A 24,282-nucleotide genomic window follows, 5' to 3' on the forward strand; every position below is an offset into this window, starting at 1 on the left:
AATCCGCACTCACACTGTACCCGGCTTGGTTAACCGCTATGAACTACCATCAGTACTACCCCGTCGATATTGTCAACGGCCCCGGCACCCGCTGCACCCTGTTCGTTTCAGGTTGCGTTCACGAGTGCCCCGGCTGCTACAACAAAAGCACCTGGCGCCTGAACTCGGGTATGCCGTTTACCGCTGAAATGGAAGACCGCATCATCGACGACCTGAACGACACGCGCATCAAACGCCAGGGGATTTCGTTCTCCGGCGGCGATCCGCTCCATCCGCAAAACGTGCCGGAGATCCTGAAGCTGGTGAAACGCATTCGCCGTGAGTGTGCGGGAAAAGATATCTGGGTCTGGACGGGATATAAGCTGGAAGAGCTGAATGCTGCTCAGAGGGAAGTCGTGGATTTGATTAACGTGCTGGTGGACGGCAAGTTCGTGCAGGATTTAAAAGACCCGGCCCTGATCTGGCGCGGCAGCAGCAACCAGGTTGTGCATCATTTACGGTGAATGAAGGCGGATAACCTCTATCCGCCTGGCCTCAAAACCGGCTCAAACTCTCCATCGCCTCAGCCTTAAACGCCGCAAAATCCTCGCACTGGCACAGGCGCGTCATTGCGCGTTCTCGCAGGAAAGTGACGAAGATGTCGTAAATCGCCATCGCCTCTTCGTACTCGCTTTTGCTGATGGCGAGCAGAAAGATGACGTGCGCCGTTTCATCCCCCCACTGAATACCCTGCGGAGCCAGCACCGTATAGACCACCGTTTTCTGTGCCAGCAGGCCGAGGGAGTGCGGCAGCGCGATGCCGTCGCCGAGCATGGTGCTGACGATAGCTTCACGCTCAACGACCGAATCCAGAAACTCCGCGCCAACAAAGCCTTCGCGTTCAAGCTGGTCACACAGCTCGCGGAACAGCGTTTGCTGGTCAACAGGCTTGTCGAGAATGCGGAAATGGGCCGCGTCGAAGTATTTCTCCAGCATCCACGGGCGGGTGCGGTCCACCAGCACCAGCTTGCCGATCTGTTCTAACTGATAATCGGTCGGGAACGGGGCGATCGTCACCACCGGTTTAGATTTTTCACTCACGCGGGCGGTGGAGATGACAAAGTCTTCGCCGATGGCATCCGCCAGCTCGTATTCGCGCAGAGTGAGCGTGCGCGTCACCTCGATCTGCGGGTATTTGCGCTGGAGCACCGCCTCGATCATGCGCACCATCGCATTACCGGCGTCGCACACCAGCAGCACGCGCGGCTGGCGCTGGTAGCCGATGTTGTAGTGGCGCTCCAGCCCCACGCCGATGTGCAGCACCAGAAAACCAATCTCGTTCTCGCTGATCGCATACGGGGTGTATTTCCCCCAGCTCGACACCGCCGCGAGAGTCATATCCCACGCCATCGGATAGTGCTGCTTGATGTTGTCCAGCAGCGGATTGGGGATCATGATTTGATAGCGCACGCGGGTGATCATGGTTTTGATGTGCGTGAGCAGATCGGCGTGCAGCTGCGCGTCGCTGAGCAGGTTGTAGTTATAGTGGGTGTTGATGTAGCGCAGGATATAGTTGACCAGCGCTTCGTCGTCGTCGGCGTTAATCGCGCTGGGGGCAATCTCCTGAATCTGCCGCGCCGCGATGTGGACGCACAGCCAGCTCTCTTCCGATGGCGCAAGCGCCTTGCCCGCCAGCTCCTGAATGGCCACCGCGATATCCTTCGCCGCCTCGCGCACGTTCTCTTCCACGTCTTCCGCGTGGAATTCCGGCAGCGGATACCCCTCGCTGATGCGCCGCACCGACACCGCGCAGTACAGGCGCAGGAACAGTTCGCCTTCGTCGGTCAGACGAATGTGATGGCGGGTGAGCGCGTCGTGAAGCACGACCACCATCTGCTCCGGTACCCCGGCGTTGAGCGCGACCTCCGTCACCAGCGGGTTAAGGCTGTCCTGCTGCGCCAGCTCCCACAGAAGATCGGTCAGGCAGGCGCGGACCGACATCTCGCTGCCAAACAGCTTCATGCCGTGGCGCGGGCGGGTTTCCAGCGTCAGGTTATAGCGCTGGAACCACTCGCGCACTTCCACCATGTCGCTCTGCAAGGTGGCGCGGCTGACAAACCACTCGTCGGCCAGATCTTCAAGCTTAAGTGAAAACGCCGACGTCAGGAAACGCACCACCAGATAATGCACGCGCTCCGGTCCCGTTCGGGGAATACGCAGCGCGCGCGGGTGCGATGCCTGCAGCTGCTGATAGCGCTCGGCATCGTCAATTTTAAGCTGGTAGCCGTTACCCCGGCTCAGAATAAACTGCGCGCCGTGGCTCGCCAGCAGCGCGTTCAGGGCGGTGATATCTGCGCGGACGGTTCGCGTGGAGACCGACAGCCGCTGCGCCAGCTCATCCTGCGGCAGCGTCTCGTTTTGCAACAGATCGAAAAGTTGCGCTAAACGTTGGTTCGGAAATCGCACGTCGTTGTCCTCTTACTGCTCAGGGTGAAATGACCATCTGGGATGGGCTGCCGACCGGGGTATAGTCTGGCTCGGCGCTCAGCTTGCCGTCCGGCGCCACGCGGAAACGGGTAATGTTGTCGCTGCGCTGGTTCATGACGTACAGCCAGCGTCCCTGCTTATCGAGCGTCAGGGTGCGCGGGTAGTCGCCGCGCGTCCAGACATCCTCCTGATGCGTCAGCGTGCCCTCCGCTGTTACGGTAAAGTGCCCGATGCTGTTATGCAAACGGTTCGCCACATACAGCTGTTTACCATCGGCGCTTAGCGCCAGCCCGGCAGCAAAACTGGTGCCTTTATAGCCGTCCGGCAGGGCAGAGACCGTTTTGCCCTCTTTCAGCCTGCCGTTGCTGTCCAGCGCATAATGGGTGAGCGTCGACGCCTCTTCGTTAATCAGCCACAGGGCATCGCCTTTCGGCGTAAAGACGAAGTGGCGCGGACCGGCACCTTTCGAAGAGGCGCTGATAAACGGCGGATCGTTCGGCGTTAGCTTTCCGGTTCGATCGTCAAAGCGGTACTGATAGATACGATCCAGCCCAAGATCGGTGGAAAAAACGTATTTCCCGCTCGGATCGGCGGCGATCATGTGCGCATGCGGGCCGTTGTGATCGCTGATCGCGAAACTGCCCTCAACGGCCGCTTCCGGCTTCGCCGCGCCCGGTTCGCCCTGGTCCTGATGTCTGTCCGTCGCGTCACCCAGGCTGCCGTCCGCGTTGACGGGCAAAACGGCAATCGATCCGCTGACGTAGTTCGCCACCAGCAGATGCTTGCCGTTTGGCGTTAGCGAAAGATACACCGGCCCGGCGCCACCGGAGGCCACCTGATTCAGCTCGCTCAGCTCACCGTTATCGCCGACGCGCAGCGCCTGCACCACGCCCTGCTCTACTTCGCTTGCCAGATACAGCGTTTTACCGTCTTGCGAAAGGGTCAACTGCGCCGCATTCGGCAGTTTGCTCACCAGCGTTTTGTTATCGAGCGCGCCGGTTTGCGGGTCAACGGTAAAACGGTACAGCCCTTCACCGTTCGGATTATAGGTGCCCACCCAGGCGTATTGCGTCTGGGCGATGGCGGCGGTGGCGAGCATTGAGAGTGAAGCGACAAGCAGGTTACGGGTGTGCATGGTGGCTCCTTTATATGTGTGAGTTCTACTTCACCAGCTTCTTCGTCATCGCCAGCAGCGTACGCACATCTTCCGGACGCGTATCGCCGCTGGCTTTGTCGATAATCGAGCTGTAGATATGCGGGATGATTTTGCTCACGCCCGCGTCGAGGGCGATCTGCAGGATCGCCTCATAGTTTTCCAGATCGATACCCCCCGTCGGCTCCAGCCAGAAGTCGTGACGGGCGCAGGCTTCCGCCACCGCCTGGTATTCGTCACGGCACTTGAGGCCGCCCATCGGGAAGTACTTGATCGAACTGCCGCCGAAGTCTTTCAGCAAGGCAATCGCCGTTTCAACCGGCACGATGCCGTCCGGCGCTTTGCTGCTCAGCGGGCCGGTGGAGATTTTCACCATGCCGACGGTACCGGTCGGAGAGACCAGACCATTGACCACCGATTCATTCTGCCCCAGCAGCGCGCGGCTCGCGGCCACGCCGGTGAAGACCTGATTAACGTGCTGCGGCTGCACCTGGCGGGAGATCTCGCTCACCATCGCCGACTGGTTCGGATCGCCCGCGCCCAGCCCCACGGAGAGCGCGTTATCAATCAGCGCCGCGTATTCACGCATATCCGCGACCGCGCTCGCCACGTCCGGGTAATTTTTGGAGAGCACGCCCACCAGCACGTGACCTTCCGCCGCCTCGTAAATGGCGCTGGCGTTGGCTTTCGAGCCGGCCAGCACGTTCAGGCAGACGCGGTCACGGTAAAAATTGGGGGTCAGTTTCATGCGTTTTTCTCCTGTCCTAATACTTCGCTAATGCGGCGGTAGACAATGTTCAGCTGGTCAGCACTTACGCTACGCACGTCCGCTTCGATAATCCCTTCGTTGGCCTTGTAGCCACGGAAATAGATGGCGTATTCGCCCTGCTTGAGCGCGTTCACCAGGTCACCCGTGCCGACGCCTGTGGTGGCTTCGTCGAACTTAATTTCGGTGCGGGCGATATCGCGACCCGCGCTGTCCCAGACCACGCGGGCGGTGACGCCGTTCAGGGTGTTGAGCGCGTCGATAAACGGCGTCATTTTCGCCACCATCTCGGCGCCGCTTTCCTTGGTGGCCGTCAGGTAGTGTTCGATGGCGCAGGTCAGGCCGAGGATCCCCTCTTTACCCACCTTCATGGCGCGGCCAATACCCGCCGTCTGGCGTTTCACCCACTCGACGTACTGGGTTTTGCCGATCACCAGGCCGCTGGTTGGCCCCTCGATCGCTTTCGCGCCGCTGTAAATCACCAGATCCGCGCCGGAGCGGTAGTACACGTGCAGATCTTCTTCCGCCGCGGCATCAACGATCAGCGGCAGGGAGTGTTTACGTGCGACGACTGCCGCCTGCTCGACGCTGAGCATGCTTTTCTGCACGCAGTGGTGCGATTTGATGTAGAGGATCGCCGCCGTGCGCGGGGTGATGGCCGCCGCCAGCTGATCGGCGGAACATTCGTTGGCGTAACCCGCTTCCACCAGCTTGCCGCCGCCCAGCGCCACCATGGTGCCGACCGGCGCGCCAAAGTTAACGTTATGGCCTTTCGGCAGGACGATTTCATTGTTCTCGATTGGCGTGACGTGCAGGTTTTCCAGCAGCCAGTCGCTGTCTTTTACCAGCACCGCCGCCACGGACTGGGCGATGCCCGCCGACGCGCAGGAGACCACCGTCGCGCCTTCCACATCCAGCAGCTTCGCGATGTATTCCCCGGTTTTATTGACCAGATCCTTCATCTCGAAGTAATGATTCATGCCGTCCATCGCCGCCTGCACTACTTCCGGGCGCGGCGTGGAGACGCCCAGCGCCGTCATGCGGCCAGAGGTGTTGATAACCTGCTTTAAATTATACTTCTCATAAATCGAAGGCATGTTCCGTGCTCCCTTGTTCGGTCATGTAGCCCTTGCCCGCGCGGATCGCGGCAAGCGGCACCAGAATGTGTTCAGCCTGCAGGCTGTCGTTTTCAGCGTCCGTCAGCACCGTTGGCTGGCGTTTAATCGTGAACAGCGTCAGGTCGGCGTCGAGACCCGGCTGGATGCGGCCCTTGCGCGTCAGGCGCAGGCCGTCGGCGGCGTTCGAGGTCACGCAATCAATCACCTGCGGCAATGACATGCCGATGGCGAGAAACTTCGACATCACGCTTGCCAGCGAGCCCACCGGGCCGTTGATGCGGTTGCGGCAGTAGATATCCGAGCTGATGGTGTGCGGCAGAATGCCCATCGCGATGGCGCGTTTCGCCACCTCAAAGCTAAAGCTCGCCGTGCCGTGGCCGACGTCCAGACGCACGCCGCGCTTAAGGGCGGAGGTGATGGAGGCGCGCAGCTCGCCGGACGGCGTCAGAATGCGGTTAGGCTTGCCGTTGTAGCAGTGGGTAATGATGTCGCCCGAACTCAAGAGTTCAGCGATTTCGTCGAGGTTCGGCGGGTTGTTGCCGATGTGTACCATCAGCGGCAAATCGCCATTCTCTTTCTGGATGGCTTTGGCGCGCTCCAGCGGCGTAATGCCGTTTTCACCGACCACGCTGCTGCTCATGCGCGCCTTCAGGCCGACGATAAAATCAGGGTGGCGCTTCACCGCCTGCTTCACCGCATCGGCATCAATGTTTGCCATGTTAGCCAGCTCGTTCTGGGCAATCAGCCCCACGCGGGAGATATTCAGCAGGGCAAAGACCTCGGTGGAGGCTTTGCGGGTGATGTCGTAAAAATCGTCCACGTCGTCGGCCCCGGTACTGCCCGCGTCCACCACGGTAGTGACGCCGGTGGCAATACCCACGCTGTCCGGCTCGTCGTGGTAAATCGGTGAGTTCGGATAGCAGTGAACGTGGGAGTCAATCCAGCCCGCGCTAACGTACACATCACCGTTAAGCTCAACCGTTTTACGGGCGGGAGCGTCAATTTCGCCCGTCGCGGCGATCTTCCCGTCCTGAATGGCGATATCGGTCAGGGTATCGTCGGCGAGGCGCGCACGGCGCAGGAGTAAATCAAACATGAGGATCTCCTGATAGGGCGGGCGCCGGAGCGCCCGCGGGTATTAAAGGGCGACCGGGAACAGCCAGCCCAAAATCATTGCGCCGAGGATGGCGCCACCGGTAATCGGCTTCTGCCAGATGTAGAACAGCAGCGCGCCCACCAGCGAACCGACGCCGATTGGAATGGAGGCGGTCATCGCGCTGAGGATAATCAGCGGCCCGAGGAAGCGGCCGGAGGCGTTACCCGCGCCCATCATCACGTCTGCGCCGTAGGTGGAGTTGCTCTGGTTGATGGTGAACTTACGCGCCAGGATGATGACGTAGCCAATCGCCAGACCAATCACCAGGCCGGTAATCAGCGAGGCAATGAAGTTGGTCACCGGGAACATGATCCCCGCACCCAGCAGCAGCGCCGGTACGCCGAGGCCCACGCCGGTCTGGATCGCCCCGCCGATGTCGAGAATACCCACCAGCGACCCTTCAATAATGCGGGCGAACAGGAAGCTCGCGCCGAACGCCGCCACCGCGCCGTAGACGCCGGTATCGATGCCCGCTTTCAGCATCGCCACGAAGGCCACTTCGTTAAACGCGCCGATGCCGTAGAGGTAGTACATGTGCGTCCCGGCGAAGACGCCGGAGGAGAGCAGGCCAACGAAGATCGGGAACGACCAGTCGGCATACCAAAAACCTTTATTCTGTTCCATTTAGAGGCTCCTGTTATTTACCGCTGAGCGAGTTGTGGATCATGTCGAGCCAGTTCGGCACGGTCAGATGGAAGGATTCGATCATCTTCATGTCGAAGCCGCGGAAGAAGCCGCTCAACACGAACAGCAGCACGATCGCCGCCATCATCACTTTGGTGACGTGGTTCCAGCCGCTCTCCTCAACGCCTTTACCGATCAGGATGCCGAGAACCAGACCCGGTACGGCGTTCCCCATGATCAGCTGCGCCGCGCCGCCAAAGATGGTGGCCCAGAAGCCCGATTTTTTACCCGCGTCGATGGCCGCCAGCCAGAAGATCACCGGCATCACGGTGTTAACCAGCAGGTTCGCGGCAGGCACCAGCACCTTCACGGCGGTGACCTGCAGCGCTGCCGGCACGGAGGAGGCGGTCAGGTTCAGGAAGGTGACGACGAGCATGCCAATCACGCCGCAGGCAATCGCCATTTTGCGGGGATCGTGCAGCGTTTCGCCGACGTTACGGTTTTTGATCATCAGTGCAGCAGCACCCCAGTTCGGGATGATGCGGTGGTCAACGTCCTGTGTGAAGGCACCTGCAGCCACGGAAGAGGCCCAGGCGTTAAAGAAGAAACCTAACCCAAAGGAGAAGTGGGACGCCGGATCCCCTTCACAGGAGTTCAGTTCCCCCAACGTACGAAACGCGCCCATACCCTGAGTGGTAGGCGCATGAAACATGCGTGCAGCCCCGGCTCCGACACCGACGCCAACCAGGCCGCCAATGATGAGCGATTTTATTAATATAATTAAGAACATCAGTCTGCCCTTTTATGAATAATCAGCGTTGCGTGACGAAATCCACCTGGTCGAGATTGATGGCAGTCACGTTGACGGTCACATCCAGCTCCACGCTGTAGGTGCGTCTTTCCCGGCGCAAAAAGAAGAACAGAAACGCTTCTTTACGCACCGCTTCTTGCGCCTGAACTACCTGCACATCCTGTGGCTCAATACGCAGTAAGATATGCGGTGAGGCTTTCATCACCGCGGCCTGAACGTGGTTGAGGGCGTCGGCAAAGGCGCGCGCTTTGGCATCGCCCTTCCCCTTCACTCTCACCGTGGTTGTGAACTGTTCTTTCATGCTTATGCGCCGTATTTCTTCTGCCACGCCTGCACCAGACGCTCGCCCAGCTCTTCTTTATCCATAAAGCCAAAGCCCAGCACGTTGCAGCCTTCGTTGATGGCGGTCACGCCCTCTTCCACGGAACGCATGCCGTATTTGGCCTTGTAGCCATATTTGGTTTGGGCGGTGATGGCGCCCGCGCCGCCGCTGCCGCAGAAGGAGATGCCGAAGGTGGCGTTTTCCGCTTTCATCACGTCACCGAGCTTCATGTCTGCCGCCATGCCCGGCACGACAACCGCGCGTCCACCGGCTTTTTCCACACCCGCAGCCACTTTCTGACCTTTACCCAGGCGATCGCCAATCACGACTGTAATCTGTTCCATGTGTTGCTCCTTAAAGGTTGTCTTTCGCGACTTCAAAGTGAACGGAGAGCAGCCAGGCCTCTTCATCAGGAAGGTTGCCAAACTGCGCCACCACTTCACGGGCAAGCTGCATTGAATCTGGTGAAATTTCGTCGAACAGCTCTGCTTCAACCTCCGGCAGCGGCTCGCCGGTCACGGACCGGTGCGCCATTGCGCGAACGTGGGAGGTGAGCATCTGCTCCTGTACCGCATTGGGGATGATGTTGTGCCGGGCCAGCAGGGCATAAACCTGCTGCAGCATGGTGTTCGCGAGCTGTTCTGTTTGCACCGCCTGTTCCCCAACGTCGTTCATTACCGCTCCGTTAATCACTCGTCTTACCCCGTTAATGGCTCTGGAATAAAACTAACCTTGGGCGTGAAGGGTTTGTAGCGAGTTGTTTTCCACTTCGAAGTGGAAAGGCGAGCCGCAGCAGTGATCTGTGCCACATAAATATGGTGAATCTGGATTAACGGCCTCATTTGCGTGATGAATATCACGCTATTAAGCGGCACTAAACAGGTAAGCGGAGTGGAAAAGTTTACGGGCAGGCTCGTAGAAATGTGACGTGGATAAGGTTTTCTTATGGGGATTCGCTAGAGTGGCTGCGGGTGCTTGAGACTGACCGTCTCAGGCATGGGACGGAAAGTGGAAAGCCCCGCCTGATAGAAAATCAGGGCGGGGGCTCGAAACGACACGTCGGACCGTGGAGTTCGCTACCTCGCCCGCTTTAAAGCAAGGAGGCATCCATGAAACGCCGATCCCCAATTATCCGGGTTTCGATGATTGTTGCTTTGACAATAATCATCTTAACGCTGGTGACGAGGAAAACACTGTGCGAGATCCGTTTTCGAAACGGCTCGCTTGAAGTGACAGCGCGGATGGATTGTCGCTCCGGCCAGTAGGGAGCAAGGATGCGGGGGCGCTTAGTGCGCCTCCGCATACGGAGGAAAGACGTACAGCTCAGGCACCCAATTAACGGTATTTCTTGTGATACGTGTTGCGCGTCGCCACAAACTGGTCGGCCGCCGCCTGGGCTTCCTTCACTTTGCCTTCGTTAGCCAGCTTCAGCGCGCCGTCGATCTGACCGACCAGCACGTCAAAGCCGTGGCGATAGTCTTTCATCTCTGCGCTGTCTGCCGCTTTGCTTTCCAGCTTTGGCGGCGTCGCTTTTTGCGCGTCCAGCGCCGCTTCACGCATTTTGGTCAGTGCGCCTTTCATTTCCGCCGCATTGTCCGTTTTCTGCACTACCTTCAGGTTTTGACTGAGGATGTCCATGTTGTCTTCGAGATCGGCAGCAAACGCAGAAGAGCCAAGAACCAGCGTTGAAGCCGCGACGATCGCTAACAGGTGTTTACGCATTGCTCACTTCCTTTTTTATTATTAAAACGCTTTTCGGGTATTACTGGCCGGCGATTTTCATTTCCGGCAGTAATACAGAACCACACTGTATATTGCTACGTGTTTCAATATCGTTACCGACCGTAACGATATTGCGCCACATGTCCTTCAGGTTTCCGGCGATGGTAATTTCGCTCACCGGATACTGAATTTCGCCGTTTTCGACCCAGAAGCCTGCCGCACCGCGAGAGTAGTCGCCGGTGATGCCGCTTACGCCCTGGCCCATCAGCTCGGTGACCACCAGACCAGTGCCCATCTCTTTCAGCATCTGCTCGAAGTTCAGGCCCTGACCGGCAATGCGCCAGTTGTGGATCCCGCCCGCATGTCCGGTGCTTTTCAGCCCCAGCTTGCGCGCGGAGTAGTTGGTCAGCAGCCACTGGGTCAGAATGCCGTCTTTAACGATATCGCGGCGTTCCGTGCGCACGCCTTCGCTGTCGAATGGCGTGGAGGCCAGCCCTTTCAGCAGGTGCGGATGTTCCTCGATAGTCAGCCACTCCGGCAGGATCTGCTTGCCCAGCGAGTCGAGCAGGAAGGTCGATTTACGGTACACCGAGCCGCCCGCGATAGCGCCCACCAGATGACCAAACAGACCGGTCGCCACTTCATTGGCAAAAATGACCGGGGCCTTCATAGTGGAGAGCTTACGCGGCGACAGGCGAGACAGCGTGCGTTCGGCACACTCTTTGCCCACCCACTCAGGAGACTGCAAATCCCCCAGCGCGCGGCCAATGGTGTAGGCGTAGTCACGCTCCATGTCGCCGTTCTCTTCGGCAATCACGCAGCTTGAAAGCGAGTGACGGGTGGAGCAGTAGCCCTGCAGCATGCCGTGGCTGTTGCCGAAAACTTTGATGCCGTAGTGGCTGTTGAAACTACCGCCTTCGGTATTCGTGATGCGCTTGTCAGCCTGCAAAGACGCCTGCTCGGCGCGCGCGGCCAGTTCAATCGCTTCATCCGGCGTGACTTCAGCCGGATGGAACAGATCGAGATCCGGCGCGTCAAACGCCAGCAGATCTTTATCCGCCACGCCTGCGTAAGGATCCGGAGAGGTGTAACGGGCGATATCCAGCGCCGCCTGCACCGTGCGGGCGATGGCATCCGGGCTGAGATCGGTGGACGACGCGCTGCCTTTGCGGTTCTGGTGATACACCGTGATCCCAAGCGCGCCATCGCTGTTAAATTCTACATTCTCCACTTCGCCATAGCGGGTGCTCACGCTAATGCCGGTGGTTTTGCTGACCGCCACTTCGGCGCCATCTGATTTACCTGAAGCGAGCGTCAGCGCGGTGGAGACGGCTTCTTCCAGAATCTTACGCTGCGCTTCAACTTGTGAGGTTACTTTCATCGCAAATGCCATACTGTAAGAGAGAGTTAAGTGAAGTCTAACAGAGAACCGTTTTTCAGTGCGCGTCTTAACTGGTAACATTAGCCTCTTTTTTTAAGGAGCCTGACATGACTAAGCAGCCCGAAGACTGGCTCGACGACGTTCCCGGTGATGACATCGAAGACGAAGATGATGAGATCATCTGGGTCAGTAAAAGTGAAATTAAACGTGACGCCGAAGAGTTAAAACAGCTTGGCGCAGAAATGGTAGAACTGGGTAAAAACGCGCTGGATAAGATCCCGCTCGACCAGGATCTGCGTGATGCCATTGAACTGGCACAGAAAATCAAGAAAGAAGGCCGTCGTCGCCAGCTTCAGCTTATCGGTAAAATGCTGCGTCAGCGCGACGTGGATCCGATCCGTCAGGCGCTGGACAAGCTGAAAAACCGCCACAACCAGCAGGTTGCGCTGTTCCATAAGCTGGAGCAGATCCGCGATCGTCTGATTGAACAGGGTGATGATGCGGTACCGGAAGTGCTGAACCTGTGGCCGGATGCCGACCGCCAGCAGCTGCGTTCTTTGATCCGCAACGCGAAGAAAGAGAAAGAGGGGAATAAGCCGCCGAAATCCGCGCGTCTGATTTTCCAGTATCTGCGCGAGCTGTCTGAGAACGCAGAGTAAGCCCCTCACCCCAAAGGGAAGAGGGAGAAGAGATAATGTAAGCCCGGTAAGCGCTAGCGCCACCGGGCTTTTTTTACTCTGCGGCCGCGGCTTTCTTCGCCAGACCGTCCAGCAGCTTCTGATGGATCCCACCGAACCCGCCGTTGCTCATCACCAGAATGTGGTCGCCAGGCTGTGCGGCTTTGACCACCATATCCGCTAAGACATCCACGTCCGCGCTCCAGTGCGCAGGCTGAATGCAGGCGTCGGCCACTTCCGCCACCTGCCACGGAATATGCTGCGGCTGCAGCAGGAAGACTTCGTCGGCACGTCCCAGGGACGGCGCGAGGTCGTCTTTGCAGATGCCCATTTTCATGGTGTTCGAGCGCGGTTCCAGCACCGCCAGAATGCGCGCGGTGCCGCCAACCTTGCCACGCAGGGCGGCAAGCGTCGCCAGAATGGCCGTTGGGTGGTGCGCGAAATCGTCATACACCGTCACGCCGTTCGCTTCGCCGCGCAGCTCCAGGCGGCGGCGGGCGTTGATAAACGTCCCCAGCGCATTGGCCGCATCCGCAGGCAGTACGCCCACGTGGCGCGCCGCGGCGATCGCCATCAGGCCGTTGTGCATGTTGTGCTCGCCCACCAGGCCCCACTTCACCTCGCCCACTTTCTCACCGTCGAGCAGTACTTCCCACTCGGAGGCATCCGCGTTGAGTTTTTTCGCCTGCCAGTGGCCCTGCTCGCCCACCAGCTCCTGCTCGCTCCAGCAGCCCATCGCCATGGTCTGCTTCAGGTTGATGTCGTTCTCCGGCAGGATAATGCGGCCCTGGCCCGGAACAATGCGCACCAGGTGGTGGAACTGTTTCTGAATGGCTTTCAGGTCGTCAAAGATATCCGCGTGGTCAAACTCAAGGTTGTTGAGGATCAGCGTGCGCGGGCAGTAGTGCACGAATTTGGAACGCTTGTCGAAGAATGCGCAGTCGTATTCATCCGCTTCAATCACAAAGAACGGGCTGTCGCCGAGACGCGCAGAGACGTCGAAGTTACCCGGCACGCCGCCGATCACGAAGCCTGGCTTGTAGCCGCAGGCTTCGAGGATCCAGGTCGCCATGCCGGCGGTGGTGGTTTTGCCGTGGGTACCGGCTACGGCAACCACCCAGCGGTCGCGCAGCACGAAATCATGCAGCCACTGCGGGCCGGACATGAACGGAATATTGCGTTCCAGCACCGCTTCAACGCACGGGTTACCGCGGGTCATGGCGTTGCCAATGATGACCAGATCCGGCTCGGGATCCAGCTGGCTGGCATCGTAGCCCTGAATTAAAGAGATGCCCTGTTTCTCCAGAAGCGTGCTCATCGGCGGATACACATTGGCGTCCGAACCTGTCACTTCATGGCCCAGCGAGCGCGCCAGCATTGCCAGTCCGCCCATGAAAGTGCCACAAATCCCCAATATATGAATGCGCATACGTCACTATCCTTCTTTAATGTGGCGCACATTTTACTCACATGTTAGCGGCTGTGAAACGCATTTCAGGTAAATCCGTATGTTGCTGGCGCGATTCACCTCTGCGCTACTATTTGAATATTTGTTAAGATTGTTGGGCTTTAGTCGTTTTAGTGAACATACAATCGCTCTACTCACAAAGATGCAGGGAAAGTGTTATGAAAACGTTAGGTGAATTTATTGTCGAAAAGCAGCACGAGTTCTCTCATGCTACGGGTGAACTCACTGCTTTGCTGTCGGCAATAAAGCTGGGCGCTAAGATCATCCACCGTGATATCAACAAGGCCGGTCTGGTCGATATCCTGGGTGCCAGCGGTGCCGAGAACGTTCAGGGCGAGGTTCAGCAGAAACTCGATCTGTTCGCAAATGAAAAACTGAAAGCTGCACTGCGCGCGCGCGACATCGTTGCGGGTATCGCCTCCGAAGAAGAAGATGAAATTGTTGTATTCGAAGGGTGTGAACACGCGAAATACGTCGTACTGATGGATCCGCTCGACGGCTCCTCCAACATCGACGTTAACGTTTCTGTCGGTACCATTTTCTCCATCTACCGCCGCGTCACGCCTGTTGGTACGCCGGTAACCGAAGAAGATTTCCTGCAGCCGGGCAGTAACCAGGTTGCGGCCGGTTACGTCGTTTATGGCTCGTCCACCATGCTGGTCTACACCACCGGATGCGGGGTTCACGCCTTTACCTACGATCCGTCGCTGGGCGTCTTCTGCCTGTGCCAGGAGCGTATGCGCTTCCCGGAGAAAGGCAGCACTTACTCCATCAACGAAGGCAACTACATCAAGTTCCCGAACGGCGTGAAGAAGTACATCAAATTCTGCCAGGAAGAAGATAAAGCGACCCAGCGCCCTTACACGTCCCGCTACATTGGCTCTCTGGTCGCGGATTTCCACCGTAACCTGCTGAAGGGCGGTATCTACCTCTACCCAAGCACCGCCAGCCACCCGGACGGGAAGCTGCGCCTGCTGTACGAATGCAACCCGATGGCGTTCCTGGCCGAACAGGCGGGCGGCAAGGCGAGCGACGGTAAACAGCGTATTCTGGACATCGTGCCGGAAAGCCTTCACCAGCGTCGTTCGTTCTTCGTTGGCAACAACCATATGGTTGAAGACGTTGAACGTTTTATCCGTGAGTACCCGGACGCGTAATATCTCTCCCGGGGAGCCAGTCTGGCTCCCCAACACATTTATATATTTTACCGTATAAGTGTTTATAAAAATCACGCTTTAATCTTCACCCCTGCTCCTGCATTATTTCCATAACAGTTTGACATTTATTTCCTGGAGCAGAATTGCAATGAAAAATTATTCCCGGGCTAATACCGGCATTGATTTAAATCTTATCCCTGTATTTATTGAAGTCGTCCGCTGCGGCAGTATGGCAAAAGCCTCTTTGCGCCTGGGGATGTCACGTCCTGCGGTGAGCCTGGCGTTGAAGCGTTTTAATCAACTGTTTGATGAGCCGTTATTTTTCCGCAAAGGTTTATATCTCGAGCCGACTGAAAAAGCGTTAGCGTTAACCAACTCGCTGGAATTATTAATGGGTGATATTCACGATAATATTGCGGCGGTAAATTCCGCGAAAAATAAAGCCCCGGCACAGAACGCACCGGGGCTGGGAAATATTATGCCGCAGTCTGAGCCGTCACTTTAAATGATGACATGGCTTCCATCAGCTGACGCGACTGCTCCTCAAGGGAGCGGGTCGCGGCGGAGGATTGCTGCACCAGCGCCGCATTCTGCTGCGCGGTTTCATCCATCTGGTTCACCGCAATATTCACCTGCTCGATGCCGCGGCTCTGTTCCTGAGACGCGGTGGCAATTTCGCGCATCAGTTTGGTCATGCGCAGCACTTCGGTGGCAATCTCATCCATCGTTTCACCCGCCTGCTGGGCCAGCTCGCTGCCCTCGTTAACGTGGGCCTGCGAATCGCCGATCAGAGAGCGGATCTCTTTCGCCGCGTCGGCGCTGCGGCTGGCAAGGTTGCGGACTTCACCCGCGACCACGGCAAACCCGCGTCCCTGCTCGCCCGCGCGCGCCGCTTCCACGGAGGCGTTAAGCGCCAGAATGTTGGTCTGGAAGGCAATACCGTCAATCACGCTCAGGATGTCGGCGATGCGCGCCGAACTGCCGGAGATATCGCGCATTTTTTCAATCACGTAGCAGACCATTTCGCTGCCGTGATCGGCGGTGTCGGAAACAGACTTCGCCAGCTGGTGCGCCTGCTCGGCGTTGTCGGCGTTAAGCTTCACCGTGGCGGTGATCTGCTCCATGCTGGCGGCGGTCTGCTCCAGCGACGTGGCGGTAGATTCGGTGCGCTCGGCAAGGTCCCGGTTCCCCGCCGTCAGCTCGCGGCTGCCGGTATCAATTTGCGAGCTGGCATCGCGAACCCGCAGAACCGAGCTCATCAGCGACTGGCGCATCTCCTCTATCGCCGCGTTGAGGCGGTTAAACTCCTGGCTCGCCGGGGCATTCAGCGTGTGGGTTAAATCGCCCGCCGCCACGTTCTCCAGCTGCGCAATGGAGGCCGACAGCGGCTTGAGCAGCATATGGCGCAGCGCCAGCCAGGCGAGCGCGATAATGCCCGCCGTCAGCAGCGCAGCGACAATAATCAGGATCAGCACGCGGGTTTTACTCGCCTGCACGGCACGCACTTCCGCCTGACCCCGCGCTTCGCTCCATTTCTGAAACGCCTGCATGTCGTTATCGAACTGCTTCGCCACCGGAATCAGCGTGTTCTCCAGCAGATCGTAATAGCTGTCCGCGCTCTGGTCATTCAGGGTTTTCAGCATCGGGCCGATCCCCTGCTGGTTATACGTCGCCAGGCTGGCCGCGACTTTGTCGAGGAGCTGCTGCCCCTGTTCGTCAGCCACGCCGCCGTCAATCACGCCTTTTAACGTTTTCCGGGCCAGGGCGACTTCCTGATTGATGTTTTTTACCGCTTTGGCCGCATCGTCCAGCATGCCTATTTCCATCATGCGGACGGCCTGACCCGCCTCATTGCGCGCGCGCAGGATCAGCGTATAGCCGGTATTCAGCTGCACCATCTGCTCACCCTGAAGGTGATTAATGCGCTGCAGTGAGGAAGAACTCTGTGTGAGGGCATAAATGCCGATGCCGCTGACAATCAGCAGCAGAAGGGTCATAACGGCCAGTAAAGAGAGCAAGCCGGTACGAATCGATAGCGTTTTAAGCATGATATTATTTCCGGTAGCGAGATATTTCTGGGCATAAAAGAAGATTATCGGCCGCTACCGGAAAATGTTTAGACTTTAAGCAAATTCAGCGTGTTATCGCTCTGTTACCGATGTGTTTACGCGGGTAACAGGCGAGCTTTGACGGTTCTCCCAGAGCACCGTCAGCCCCCGCTGCAGGGCAATAAAAATAAACAGCAGAATGCCAATGGCGATCTTCGTCCACCACGAGCTGAGCGTGCCGTCAAAGTTGATATAGGTTTGTATCAGCCCCTGAATCGCGACGCCGAACAGCGTCCCCAGCACCGTCCCTACCCCGCCGCTGAGCAGCGTGCCGCCGATAACCACAGAAGCAATTGCATCCAGTTCCACGCCGACGCCTGCAAGGGCATAGCCCGCCTGGGTATACACCGAGAAGACAATACCCGCCAGCGTTGCCAGGCCGGTCGAAAGCATATAGATGCGGATGGTGGTGCTGCGGGTTGAGATCCCCATCAGGTTGGCCGACGTGGCGTTGCCGCCAATGGCGTATACCTGATTGCCGAACCGGGTGCGGTGGGCGAGGAAAATGCCAATCACCACCACGCCCAGCATCAGCAGCCCCATCGCACTTAAACGCCCGCCGCCGGGAATTTTCCACGCCAGGCTGGAGAGCGTGTCATACACCGGATGGTTAATCGGAATCGACTCCTCAGAAACCAGATAACTTACGCCGCGCAGGAAAAACATCCCGGCCAGCGTGATGATAAAGGCCGGAATTTTCAGCGCGTCGATCAGCAGCCCCATAAAGGCGCCAAACGCGCAGCCCATCACCAGCACCAGCGGAAACGCCACCAGCGGCGAGATGCCCCAGAAACCGATCGCCTTCGCGAGGAATACCCCCGTGAACGCGATCACCGAGCCGACGGAGAGATCGATCCCGCCGGAGAGGATCACAAAGGTCATGCCGACGGCGATAATGCCTAAAAAGGCGTTGTCCGTCAGAATGTTGCAGATCACGCGCGTTGAGGCAAAACCGGGGAACTGCGTGAGGCAGTAGAGATACCCCAGCACAAACACGCCCAGCGTGATCATTAACGGTAAATTACGTTTTATCATGGCCACGGATCCCCTTAATGATGCTGAAAAAGCGCGGCGACTGGACGATCAGCACGCAGAGTACAACTACCGCTTTTACCACCTGGTTGAGTTCCGGCTGGAATCCCGAGAGCAGGATCCCGGTGTTCATGCCCTGAATGATCAGCGCGCCGATCACCGAGAGCAGCAGGTTAAAGCGCCCGCCCATCAGCGACCCGCCGCCGATCACCACCGCGAGGATCGCATCCAGCTCCAGCCAGAGCCCGGCGTTATTGGCATCGGCCCCGCGAATATCGGCGGCGACGATGACACCGGCAATGGCGGCGCAGACGCCGCTCAGCACGTAGGTCAGCATCACCATCAGGCGGGTGTTGACCCCGGCGTTGCGCGCGGCGCGAATGTTGATCCCCACCGCCTCAATAAACATGCCGAGCGCCGTTTTGCGGGTGAAGAGCCAAAAGACAATAAGCGTGACCAGGGCAATAATCACTGGCGTCGGGAAGAACAGAAGGTTGCCGCTGCCAAGCCATGCCAGGCTCGGAGAGTTGAAGGTAACAATCTGCCCCGAGGTGATCAGCTGTGCGACCCCGCGCCCGGCCACCATCAGGATCAGCGTAGCGACAAAGGGCTGAATTTTCAGCACCGCCACCAGAATGCCGTTCCATAGTCCGGCCAGCACGCCGGTGCCTAAGGCCGCCAGCAGTACCACCGGCAGGCTGTGACCGGCCACGGTCATGGAGGCTGCCGTGGCCCCGGCGATAGCCATCACCGCGCCGACGGAGAGATCTATTCCGCCGGTGGCGATCACCAGCGTCATCCCAATCGCCAGCAGCGCCACGGGCGCGGCGCGGTTTAAAATATCGATCGGGCTGCCAAACAGGCGGCCATCCTGAACAATAATCTGGAAGAAATGCGGTGCGACAAGGCTATCTACCAGCAGCACCACCAGCAGCGCTGCAATTTGCGGCGTGCCGGTTGGCCAGCTAAAGCGGCGCTTTGACTCACCGGTTTGCGAAAGCGAACGGGACATCACGATTCACTCCTTACGCCGCGATGGCATTCATGATTGCCGGAACGGACAGTTTATCCAGCGGGATCTCTGCCACCTGTTTGCGATCGCGCATGATGATGACGCGATCGGCATAGCCCACCAGCTCCTCCAGCTCGGATGAGATAACCAGCAGGGCCAGCCCGTCCGCACAGAGCGTTTCGATAAGCCGGATAATTTCGGCGTGCGCGCCCACGTCGATACCGCGCGTCGGCTCGTCAAGGATCAGGAACTGCGGTTTGGTCAGCAGCCAGCGGGAGAGCAGCACCTTCTGCTGGTTACCGCCGGAGAGAAATTCAATCGGCTGTTCCGCGCTCGGGGTGCGGATGCCGAGCTGGCGGATAAAGCGCTCGGCGATGGCGTTTTGCTCTTTACGGGGGATCGGGCGTAGCCAGCCGCGCTGGGCCTGCAGGGCCAGGATGATATTTTCCCGCACCGAGGCGGCGGCAATGATGCCGTCCGTTTTCCGGTCTTCCGGGCAGAAGCCAACGCCCAGACAGGAGGCCTGATGCGGCGATCGCAGGGTTTGCGGTTTGCCCTTGATCAGCGCGGTGCCGCTGTCGGCAGGCTTGATCCCGAAGATCACCTCGGCGGTTTCGGTTCGGCCCGAGCCCAGCAGGCCCGCCAGCCCGACAATTTCGCCGGGACGCACCTCAAGGTTAAACGGCGATATCACGCCTTTCTTGCCGTAATCGCTGAACGCGGCAACCGGTTTTTCGCTCAGCAACGTGCGGCCCGCACGCTGGAGCGCGTTGGTTTCCAGCTCGCGGCCCAGCATCATTTTCACCAGCTCGATCTGCGGCAGCTCGCGGGTTTCGCGGCAGCCGACAAAGCTGCCGTTGCGCAGCACCGTAATGCGGTCGCTCACCTCATACACCTGATCGAGAAAGTGCGTGACGAAGATCAGGCTCACGCCCTGATCGCGCAGCTGGCGCATCAGGGTGAAGAGCATCTCCACTTCCTGGGTATCGAGGCTGGCGGTGGGTTCATCGAGGATCAGCACCTTCGCAGAGAGATCGATCGCGCGACAGATGGCGACGATCTGCTGCATCGCCACGGAAAAGCGGTTCAGCGGCTCGCGAACGTCGAGGGAGAAGCCGTAGGACTCCATCAGCTTCGTGGCGCGCGCCTCCATCTCTTTGCGGCGCAGCAGGCCAAAGCGGCGTGGCTCGCGGCCAATAAACAGGTTGTCCGCCACCGACATATTCGGCAGCAGGTTCACTTCCTGGTAAACCGTCCCGATCCCCAGCTGCTGGGCGTGGGCGGTATTTTTTGGCGAAATAGCGTTGCCTTCCAGCCAGATGGTGCCGCGATCGGCGTGATAAACGCCGGTCAGAGATTTAATCAGCGTCGATTTTCCCGCGCCGTTCTCGCCCAGCAGCGCCATGATCTCACCGCGCCGCAGGCTGAAATCAACGCTATCCAGCGCCTTTACGCCGGGGAAGAATTTACTCAAGCCCTCTGTGCGGAGGATTTCCTGGTGTTGTTCAGTTTTCATATTCACGTCCCCGGCACGTTCCCGTAGGCCGGGTAAGCGCAGCGCCACCCGGCAATTTCACTGGATCAGTAGCCCATATTTTTCTTCTTCTCTAACTCTTCTTTCGCTGTATCAGGCAGGTAGAGCGTGGACTTGGTGACGGTCACCTTCTCAGGCAACGTGCCGTCTTTCTTGAATTTCTCCAGCGCGTCGAATGCCGGGCCCGCCATGTTCGGCGTCAGCTCGACGCTGGCATTGGCTTCACCGTCGATCATCGCTTTGTAGATGTCCGGCACGCCGTCGATAGAGCCGGTGAGGATATCTTTGCCCGGCTTCAGGCCCGCTTCTTTAATCGCCTGAATCGCACCGATCGCCATGTCATCGTTGTGGGCGTAAACCATGCAGATATTCTTGCCGTTGTTTTCAGCCTTGATAAAGCTCTCCATGACCTCTTTACCCTTACTGCGGGTAAAGTCGCCGGACTGGGAGCGGATAATCTTGATGTTTGGCGCTTTGGCAATGGCCTCAGCAAACCCTTTCTTACGGTCGATGGCCACGCTCGCGCCGACGGTGCCCTGCAGTTCAACGACGTTACACGGCTTGCCGTCGACCTGTTTAATCAGCCAGTCGCCAATTAACTGCCCTTCAAGCACGTTATTAGCGGTGACGGTGGTCATATAGAGAGATTTGTCTTTAACATCGATGGAACGGTCGAGCAGGAAGACCGGAATTTCAGCGTCTTTCGCTTCCTTCAGAACCGGTTCCCAGCCGGTCGCCACCACTGGTGCAATAAAGATGGCATCCACGCCCTGGGCGATAAACGAGCGCACGGCTTTGATCTGGTTTTCCTGCTTTTGCTGACCATCGGCGATTTTCAGGGTGATGCCGCGTTTCTGAGCCTCGCTTTTCGCAACGTTGGTTTCCGCCGCACGCCAGCCGGATTCAGAGCCAACTTGCGAAAAACCTACGGTTAAGGGAGCGGCCATCGCCATAGACGACATGGCTGCCGAAACTGCTGTGACAAGAAGTAAGCGCTTCCACATATGAGCGTCCTCGTAGGGGTGTTTATTGTTGGTTAAAAGATGTTCTGCGAAATGACTATAGCCAATGAAATATGTAACGAATTGCGTTACATCACACTTCAGGAAAGTGAATAAAATGTTAATCACAAGTTTGTAATCGCTTTCATTTCACCATTAAAAATGCGGCTGAGTTTATGGATTTTCCTGTCATGGAAACGGTCTGAAAAGTGGGACTTGCGGGGAGAGAAAGCGAAAAGAGGCGGAGACATTCAGCGTGAGTTGGCTATAATACCTGCCACTTGTTTACCATCCATTTTAAAGGACACCGACATGAGCTTACTCAACGTCCCAGCGGGTAAAGAACTGCCAGAAGACATCTACGTTGTTATTGAAATCCCGGCCAACGCAGATCCAATCAAATACGAAATCGACAAAGACACCGGTGCGCTGTTCGTTGACCGTTTCATGTCTACCGCCATGTTCTATCCGTGCAACTACGGCTACATCAACCACACCCTGTCTCTGGACGGTGACCCGGTTGACGTGCTGGTTCCAACGCCATACCCACTGCAGCCAGGCTCCGTCATTCGCTGCCGTCCTGTTGGCGTGCTGAAGATGACTGACGAAGCGGGTGAAGATGCGAAGCTGGTTGCGGTACCGCACACCAAGCTGAGCAAAGAGTACGATCACATTAAAGATGTGAATGACCTGCCAGAGCTGCTGAAAGCGCAGATCGCCCACTTCTTCGAGCACTACAAAGACCTCGAAAAAGGTAAATGGGTTAAGGTTGACGGCTGGGACAACGCAGAAGCGGCGAAAGCAGAAATCATCGCCTCTTTCGAACGCGCTGCTAAGAAGTAATTCTTACTGTCGATTGATGAAAGCCCCGCATACTGGGGCTTTTTTTATCTTTGTTAAAAGCAGCATACATTAGCTTTTAAGATAAATCCCATTCCCTTTGGCTTTCATGTTAATACAACAAAGACACCCTCTCATTTATGGTGGGAGTGGTTGAATAGGCTGTCAATTAATCACATACTGTCATAATGAGCATTAATCTCCATTGATTACAGGATTCATATGTCATCCATTAACATTGATGTTGCCCGTCCAACTGGAATTTACTTTATTATTGAAAGGCTATATTCCCGCGATGGACTTATGCCTTCCGTTGGGGAAATCAGCCCCTCTTTGACACAGGTACACCGCACTGTCATTCAGCTAAAACGCAAGCAAGATATGTTTATGGATGGTGTTAAGGTTACCCCAAAAGATATTACACTTTGGCAACAGATAAAATATCTTACGGGCTCGAAAGTAACGACCAAAGATACAGATACGTTAGTGTATACGACTGATTTTATCGGCTCTCTTGTAGCCACTACACCTTTAGGCAATATTGAGCATGAAAATATTCCTCGCTTCCTCACGACAGAGTCTATTCACTCCCTTCCTCAGGCGGTGAGCTATGGGCGTGATCCCATCCCACAGGTCCTTCTTTATGGTCGTAAGGATATTGTCTTCTTTATGGACAATGGTGGTAAAGGAACGCCAACCGCTATTGCAAAATATAATCACAACAATCGTGACCTTGCCATAATCAAAGATCAGCTGGAGGCCAGTAAAACGATGAAGGAACTGCTTTCTAAGGGAGCAAAATTATGAGTAAGAAAATCCATATCGTAAGTCTACTCGTCATTATTATTGCCTCCTTTATCTTTGGCAGAAGTACGTATACTCAATATCTGGCATGGTATTATGGAAGCGATAATTTAATATTCAGCGAAATAAACAGCTCCTTACTATCCAGTTTATTTAACGGGCTTTACTTCGCTCTTTCAGCAAGTATTATTTATACGTTACTCACTCTATTAAAAAGAATTCCAGCGAATATTGTCACTTCTTGTCTGCTTCAGTTCTGTATTAACATCGGGCTATATACGCTTTTTGTTGCAGTAGATAGAGGATATAGTAAATTACATACTTTAAGCTCGGGTGCTACTGATATCACCCACAGCTATTTTTTAGGAGCGTTGCTGACGAGCACGCTTCTGACCGTCGCGATCGTGAGCGTTATACATGCTAAGTTTCTTTCTTCAAAGCATAAAGATGGGCTACATAAAGGCGTTTGACTGTTACGGCAAAGACAGCAAATGGCAGTATCTCTGCATCCTGACATTCCAACTTGCCTGGTTTTTGTTTTACTTATGGATCCCTTATCGAAGCGATTATGCGATTTTGCTGTTTTTACTGTTTTTCCTGCCCGTCATATCAAGCAATACGCGATGCATAAACTACTATGGCCGTTCACGCGCCTTGTGTTTTTTATGGCTTATTGCCCCATACATCATGCTGTTCGTTCCTCTTTTTTTAACCCGACGCAGGGATACAGAAGAGAATTGAAAGTGAAAAAAACAACGCCACCTCACGGTGGCGTTGTCGTTTTTCAGTACTGGTCTCTGTCTAACCAGTTACCGCTTACAATCCGCGTTAACCCGTCGACCGGACGCTGGTAGACATACATCCACGCGCTTCCGTACGGTGTCTGGATCAACTGGCGAGCGTATTCACCGCCCCTGGTGCGCAAGGCATCAAGTTCGGCAAGTGTAGCATTATCAATACGATAAACTTCACCCTGTACTGTTCCTTCGCCGGGAACCGCGCCTGGATAGTGGCCCAGGCTGTACAACTGGTAGTTCTCGATATTGTAATTCCCCAGTAGCTGGGCATTGGTCATCCAGTGACTGTTGCCTTGCCTGGTTCGTAAACTGCCGTAGACAAATATTCGCATT

The 24,282-nt window shown here is 56.7% G+C and carries 27 protein-coding genes; 8 read left to right on the forward strand and 19 right to left on the reverse strand.

Annotated elements, in window-relative coordinates:
- Positions 1-38: 38 nt before the first annotated feature.
- Positions 39-503 carry an anaerobic ribonucleoside-triphosphate reductase-activating protein gene (gene nrdG, locus IM294_RS10860; RefSeq protein ID WP_100170979.1) on the forward strand — a complete coding sequence of 155 codons (465 nt, stop codon included), beginning with the start codon at positions 39-41 and terminating at the stop codon, positions 501-503.
- 31 nt (positions 504-534) lie between these two features.
- On the opposite strand, the gene IM294_RS10865 is transcribed toward nrdG, so the two are convergent.
- Genes IM294_RS10865 through IM294_RS10910 form a run of 10 tightly spaced genes read right to left on the reverse strand, consistent with a single transcriptional unit; the run spans position 535 to position 9,109 of the window.
- Positions 535-2,445 carry a transcription antiterminator gene (locus tag IM294_RS10865; RefSeq protein WP_045631250.1) on the reverse strand — a complete coding sequence of 637 codons (1,911 nt, stop codon included), beginning with the start codon at positions 2,443-2,445 and terminating at the stop codon, positions 535-537.
- Between the two features lie 19 nt (positions 2,446-2,464).
- Positions 2,465-3,601 (reverse strand): lactonase family protein, encoded by a 1,137-nt coding sequence (locus tag IM294_RS10870; RefSeq protein WP_126817962.1) that lies wholly within the window; start codon positions 3,599-3,601, stop codon positions 2,465-2,467.
- Positions 3,602-3,626: 25 nt separating this feature from the next.
- A complete protein-coding gene (locus IM294_RS10875; protein ID WP_041911457.1) occupies positions 3,627-4,367 on the reverse strand; it encodes a KDGP aldolase family protein in 741 nt (246 codons plus the stop codon).
- Positions 4,364-5,482: a DgaE family pyridoxal phosphate-dependent ammonia lyase gene (locus tag IM294_RS10880; RefSeq protein ID WP_028015299.1), complete on the reverse strand. Its 1,119-nt coding sequence runs from the start codon at positions 5,480-5,482 to the stop codon at positions 4,364-4,366. The genes IM294_RS10875 and IM294_RS10880 overlap by 4 nt, the downstream gene beginning before the upstream one ends.
- Entirely contained in the window at positions 5,466-6,599 is a 1,134-nt protein-coding gene (locus tag IM294_RS10885) for an amidohydrolase/deacetylase family metallohydrolase (RefSeq protein ID WP_126817963.1), read from the reverse strand. Before IM294_RS10885 ends, IM294_RS10880 begins: the two co-directional genes overlap by 17 nt.
- A gap of 42 nt (positions 6,600-6,641) precedes the next feature.
- A complete protein-coding gene (locus IM294_RS10890) occupies positions 6,642-7,283 on the reverse strand; it encodes a DUF4310 family protein (protein ID WP_003856081.1) in 642 nt (213 codons plus the stop codon).
- 13 nt (positions 7,284-7,296) lie between these two features.
- The gene (locus IM294_RS10895) at positions 7,297-8,073 is read right to left on the reverse strand and encodes a DUF4311 domain-containing protein (RefSeq protein ID WP_023310182.1); all 777 of its coding nucleotides are present in this window, start codon (positions 8,071-8,073) and stop codon (positions 7,297-7,299) included.
- Positions 8,074-8,095: 22 nt separating this feature from the next.
- The gene (locus IM294_RS10900; RefSeq protein WP_006810338.1) at positions 8,096-8,395 is read right to left on the reverse strand and encodes a DUF4312 family protein; all 300 of its coding nucleotides are present in this window, start codon (positions 8,393-8,395) and stop codon (positions 8,096-8,098) included.
- A gap of 2 nt (positions 8,396-8,397) precedes the next feature.
- Complete coding sequence (locus IM294_RS10905) at positions 8,398-8,760, reverse strand: SFCGS family glycine-rich protein (protein ID WP_023293430.1); 363 nt, start codon at positions 8,758-8,760, stop codon at positions 8,398-8,400.
- 10 nt (positions 8,761-8,770) lie between these two features.
- Positions 8,771-9,109 carry a PRD domain-containing protein gene (locus tag IM294_RS10910; RefSeq protein ID WP_026080657.1) on the reverse strand — a complete coding sequence of 113 codons (339 nt, stop codon included), beginning with the start codon at positions 9,107-9,109 and terminating at the stop codon, positions 8,771-8,773.
- Positions 9,110-9,558: 449 nt separating this feature from the next.
- Between IM294_RS10910 and IM294_RS10915 the strand changes: the two genes are divergently transcribed.
- Positions 9,559-9,681 (forward strand): Hok/Gef family protein, encoded by a 123-nt coding sequence (locus IM294_RS10915; protein ID WP_223825222.1) that lies wholly within the window; start codon positions 9,559-9,561, stop codon positions 9,679-9,681.
- Between the two features lie 70 nt (positions 9,682-9,751).
- Here the strand turns inward: IM294_RS10915 and cybC are convergent, their stop codons facing one another.
- Both cybC and pmbA read right to left on the reverse strand, forming a co-directional pair.
- Complete coding sequence (cybC, locus tag IM294_RS10920; RefSeq protein ID WP_028015297.1) at positions 9,752-10,138, reverse strand: cytochrome b562; 387 nt, start codon at positions 10,136-10,138, stop codon at positions 9,752-9,754.
- Positions 10,139-10,178: 40 nt separating this feature from the next.
- Positions 10,179-11,531 carry a metalloprotease PmbA gene (gene pmbA, locus IM294_RS10925; protein WP_032644960.1) on the reverse strand — a complete coding sequence of 451 codons (1,353 nt, stop codon included), beginning with the start codon at positions 11,529-11,531 and terminating at the stop codon, positions 10,179-10,181.
- 95 nt (positions 11,532-11,626) lie between these two features.
- Between pmbA and yjgA the strand changes: the two genes are divergently transcribed.
- Positions 11,627-12,178 carry a ribosome biogenesis factor YjgA gene (gene yjgA / locus IM294_RS10930; protein WP_028015295.1) on the forward strand — a complete coding sequence of 184 codons (552 nt, stop codon included), beginning with the start codon at positions 11,627-11,629 and terminating at the stop codon, positions 12,176-12,178.
- A gap of 73 nt (positions 12,179-12,251) precedes the next feature.
- On the opposite strand, the gene mpl is transcribed toward yjgA, so the two are convergent.
- Positions 12,252-13,625 carry a UDP-N-acetylmuramate:L-alanyl-gamma-D-glutamyl-meso-diaminopimelate ligase gene (gene mpl / locus IM294_RS10935; RefSeq protein ID WP_028015294.1) on the reverse strand — a complete coding sequence of 458 codons (1,374 nt, stop codon included), beginning with the start codon at positions 13,623-13,625 and terminating at the stop codon, positions 12,252-12,254.
- Positions 13,626-13,822: 197 nt separating this feature from the next.
- Here mpl and fbp point away from each other — a divergent pair, with 197 nt between their 5' ends.
- Positions 13,823-14,821: a class 1 fructose-bisphosphatase gene (gene fbp, locus IM294_RS10940; protein WP_028015293.1), complete on the forward strand. Its 999-nt coding sequence runs from the start codon at positions 13,823-13,825 to the stop codon at positions 14,819-14,821.
- A gap of 148 nt (positions 14,822-14,969) precedes the next feature.
- Complete coding sequence (locus tag IM294_RS10945; RefSeq protein WP_126817964.1) at positions 14,970-15,326, forward strand: LysR family transcriptional regulator; 357 nt, start codon at positions 14,970-14,972, stop codon at positions 15,324-15,326.
- On the opposite strand, the gene IM294_RS10950 is transcribed toward IM294_RS10945, so the two are convergent.
- The 5 genes from IM294_RS10950 to ytfQ form a co-directional block, all read right to left on the reverse strand.
- On the reverse strand, positions 15,298-16,869 hold the full coding sequence (locus IM294_RS10950; RefSeq protein WP_049138562.1) for a methyl-accepting chemotaxis protein: 1,572 nt from the start codon (positions 16,867-16,869) through the stop codon (positions 15,298-15,300). The two genes, IM294_RS10945 and IM294_RS10950, sit on opposite strands and share 29 nt — an antisense overlap.
- A 93-nt stretch (positions 16,870-16,962) precedes the next feature.
- The gene (gene yjfF / locus IM294_RS10955) at positions 16,963-17,964 is read right to left on the reverse strand and encodes a galactofuranose ABC transporter, permease protein YjfF (RefSeq protein WP_021240694.1); all 1,002 of its coding nucleotides are present in this window, start codon (positions 17,962-17,964) and stop codon (positions 16,963-16,965) included.
- Entirely contained in the window at positions 17,951-18,976 is a 1,026-nt protein-coding gene (gene ytfT, locus IM294_RS10960) for a galactofuranose ABC transporter, ATP-binding protein YtfT (RefSeq protein WP_185860346.1), read from the reverse strand. The genes yjfF and ytfT overlap by 14 nt, the downstream gene beginning before the upstream one ends.
- Positions 18,977-18,986: 10 nt before the next feature.
- Entirely contained in the window at positions 18,987-20,489 is a 1,503-nt protein-coding gene (gene ytfR, locus IM294_RS10965) for a galactofuranose ABC transporter, ATP-binding protein YtfR (RefSeq protein WP_041911465.1), read from the reverse strand.
- 65 nt (positions 20,490-20,554) lie between these two features.
- On the reverse strand, positions 20,555-21,511 hold the full coding sequence (gene ytfQ, locus IM294_RS10970; protein WP_126817966.1) for a galactofuranose ABC transporter substrate-binding protein YtfQ: 957 nt from the start codon (positions 21,509-21,511) through the stop codon (positions 20,555-20,557).
- 309 nt (positions 21,512-21,820) lie between these two features.
- Between ytfQ and ppa the strand changes: the two genes are divergently transcribed.
- The 3 genes from ppa (at position 21,821) to IM294_RS10985 (ending at position 23,622) form a co-directional block, all read left to right on the forward strand.
- Complete coding sequence (gene ppa, locus IM294_RS10975) at positions 21,821-22,351, forward strand: inorganic diphosphatase (RefSeq protein WP_041911466.1); 531 nt, start codon at positions 21,821-21,823, stop codon at positions 22,349-22,351.
- Positions 22,352-22,570: 219 nt separating this feature from the next.
- Entirely contained in the window at positions 22,571-23,155 is a 585-nt protein-coding gene (locus IM294_RS10980; protein WP_028015288.1) for a hypothetical protein, read from the forward strand.
- Positions 23,152-23,622 (forward strand): hypothetical protein, encoded by a 471-nt coding sequence (locus IM294_RS10985; protein WP_047366994.1) that lies wholly within the window; start codon positions 23,152-23,154, stop codon positions 23,620-23,622. Before IM294_RS10980 ends, IM294_RS10985 begins: the two co-directional genes overlap by 4 nt.
- Positions 23,623-23,936: 314 nt before the next feature.
- Here the strand turns inward: IM294_RS10985 and IM294_RS10990 are convergent, their stop codons facing one another.
- Complete coding sequence (locus tag IM294_RS10990; protein ID WP_008501424.1) at positions 23,937-24,281, reverse strand: gamma-glutamylcyclotransferase; 345 nt, start codon at positions 24,279-24,281, stop codon at positions 23,937-23,939.
- Position 24,282: the final 1 nt, after the last annotated feature.

Origin of the sequence: Enterobacter cloacae complex sp. P43RS, from assembly GCF_014930585.1 — a bacterium.
Classification (GTDB): Bacteria; Pseudomonadota; Gammaproteobacteria; order Enterobacterales; family Enterobacteriaceae; genus Enterobacter; species Enterobacter bugandensis.

Excerpts from the sequence above, each read along its gene's own strand:
- fbp (WP_028015293.1), top strand. The coding sequence starts at position 13,823 with ATGAAAACGTTAGGTGAATTTATTGTCGAAAAGCAGCACGAGTTCTCT.
- cybC (WP_028015297.1), bottom strand. The coding sequence starts at position 10,138 with ATGCGTAAACACCTGTTAGCGATCGTCGCGGCTTCAACGCTGGTTCTT.
- IM294_RS10870 (WP_126817962.1), bottom strand. The coding sequence starts at position 3,601 with ATGCACACCCGTAACCTGCTTGTCGCTTCACTCTCAATGCTCGCCACC.
- IM294_RS10915 (WP_223825222.1), top strand. The coding sequence starts at position 9,559 with ATGATTGTTGCTTTGACAATAATCATCTTAACGCTGGTGACGAGGAAA.
- IM294_RS10875 (WP_041911457.1), bottom strand. The coding sequence starts at position 4,367 with ATGAAACTGACCCCCAATTTTTACCGTGACCGCGTCTGCCTGAACGTG.
- IM294_RS10880 (WP_028015299.1), bottom strand. The coding sequence starts at position 5,482 with ATGCCTTCGATTTATGAGAAGTATAATTTAAAGCAGGTTATCAACACC.
- yjfF (WP_021240694.1), bottom strand. The coding sequence starts at position 17,964 with ATGATAAAACGTAATTTACCGTTAATGATCACGCTGGGCGTGTTTGTG.
- ytfR (WP_041911465.1), bottom strand. The coding sequence starts at position 20,489 with ATGAAAACTGAACAACACCAGGAAATCCTCCGCACAGAGGGCTTGAGT.
- ppa (WP_041911466.1), top strand. The coding sequence starts at position 21,821 with ATGAGCTTACTCAACGTCCCAGCGGGTAAAGAACTGCCAGAAGACATC.
- IM294_RS10885 (WP_126817963.1), bottom strand. The coding sequence starts at position 6,599 with ATGTTTGATTTACTCCTGCGCCGTGCGCGCCTCGCCGACGATACCCTG.
- nrdG (WP_100170979.1), top strand. The coding sequence starts at position 39 with ATGAACTACCATCAGTACTACCCCGTCGATATTGTCAACGGCCCCGGC.
- IM294_RS10950 (WP_049138562.1), bottom strand. The coding sequence starts at position 16,869 with ATGCTTAAAACGCTATCGATTCGTACCGGCTTGCTCTCTTTACTGGCC.
- IM294_RS10945 (WP_126817964.1), top strand. The coding sequence starts at position 14,970 with ATGAAAAATTATTCCCGGGCTAATACCGGCATTGATTTAAATCTTATC.
- ytfQ (WP_126817966.1), bottom strand. The coding sequence starts at position 21,511 with ATGTGGAAGCGCTTACTTCTTGTCACAGCAGTTTCGGCAGCCATGTCG.
- IM294_RS10985 (WP_047366994.1), top strand. The coding sequence starts at position 23,152 with ATGAGTAAGAAAATCCATATCGTAAGTCTACTCGTCATTATTATTGCC.
- IM294_RS10990 (WP_008501424.1), bottom strand. The coding sequence starts at position 24,281 with ATGCGAATATTTGTCTACGGCAGTTTACGAACCAGGCAAGGCAACAGT.
- IM294_RS10900 (WP_006810338.1), bottom strand. The coding sequence starts at position 8,395 with ATGAAAGAACAGTTCACAACCACGGTGAGAGTGAAGGGGAAGGGCGAT.
- IM294_RS10905 (WP_023293430.1), bottom strand. The coding sequence starts at position 8,760 with ATGGAACAGATTACAGTCGTGATTGGCGATCGCCTGGGTAAAGGTCAG.
- yjgA (WP_028015295.1), top strand. The coding sequence starts at position 11,627 with ATGACTAAGCAGCCCGAAGACTGGCTCGACGACGTTCCCGGTGATGAC.
- pmbA (WP_032644960.1), bottom strand. The coding sequence starts at position 11,531 with ATGGCATTTGCGATGAAAGTAACCTCACAAGTTGAAGCGCAGCGTAAG.
- mpl (WP_028015294.1), bottom strand. The coding sequence starts at position 13,625 with ATGCGCATTCATATATTGGGGATTTGTGGCACTTTCATGGGCGGACTG.
- IM294_RS10890 (WP_003856081.1), bottom strand. The coding sequence starts at position 7,283 with ATGGAACAGAATAAAGGTTTTTGGTATGCCGACTGGTCGTTCCCGATC.
- IM294_RS10895 (WP_023310182.1), bottom strand. The coding sequence starts at position 8,073 with ATGTTCTTAATTATATTAATAAAATCGCTCATCATTGGCGGCCTGGTT.
- IM294_RS10980 (WP_028015288.1), top strand. The coding sequence starts at position 22,571 with ATGTCATCCATTAACATTGATGTTGCCCGTCCAACTGGAATTTACTTT.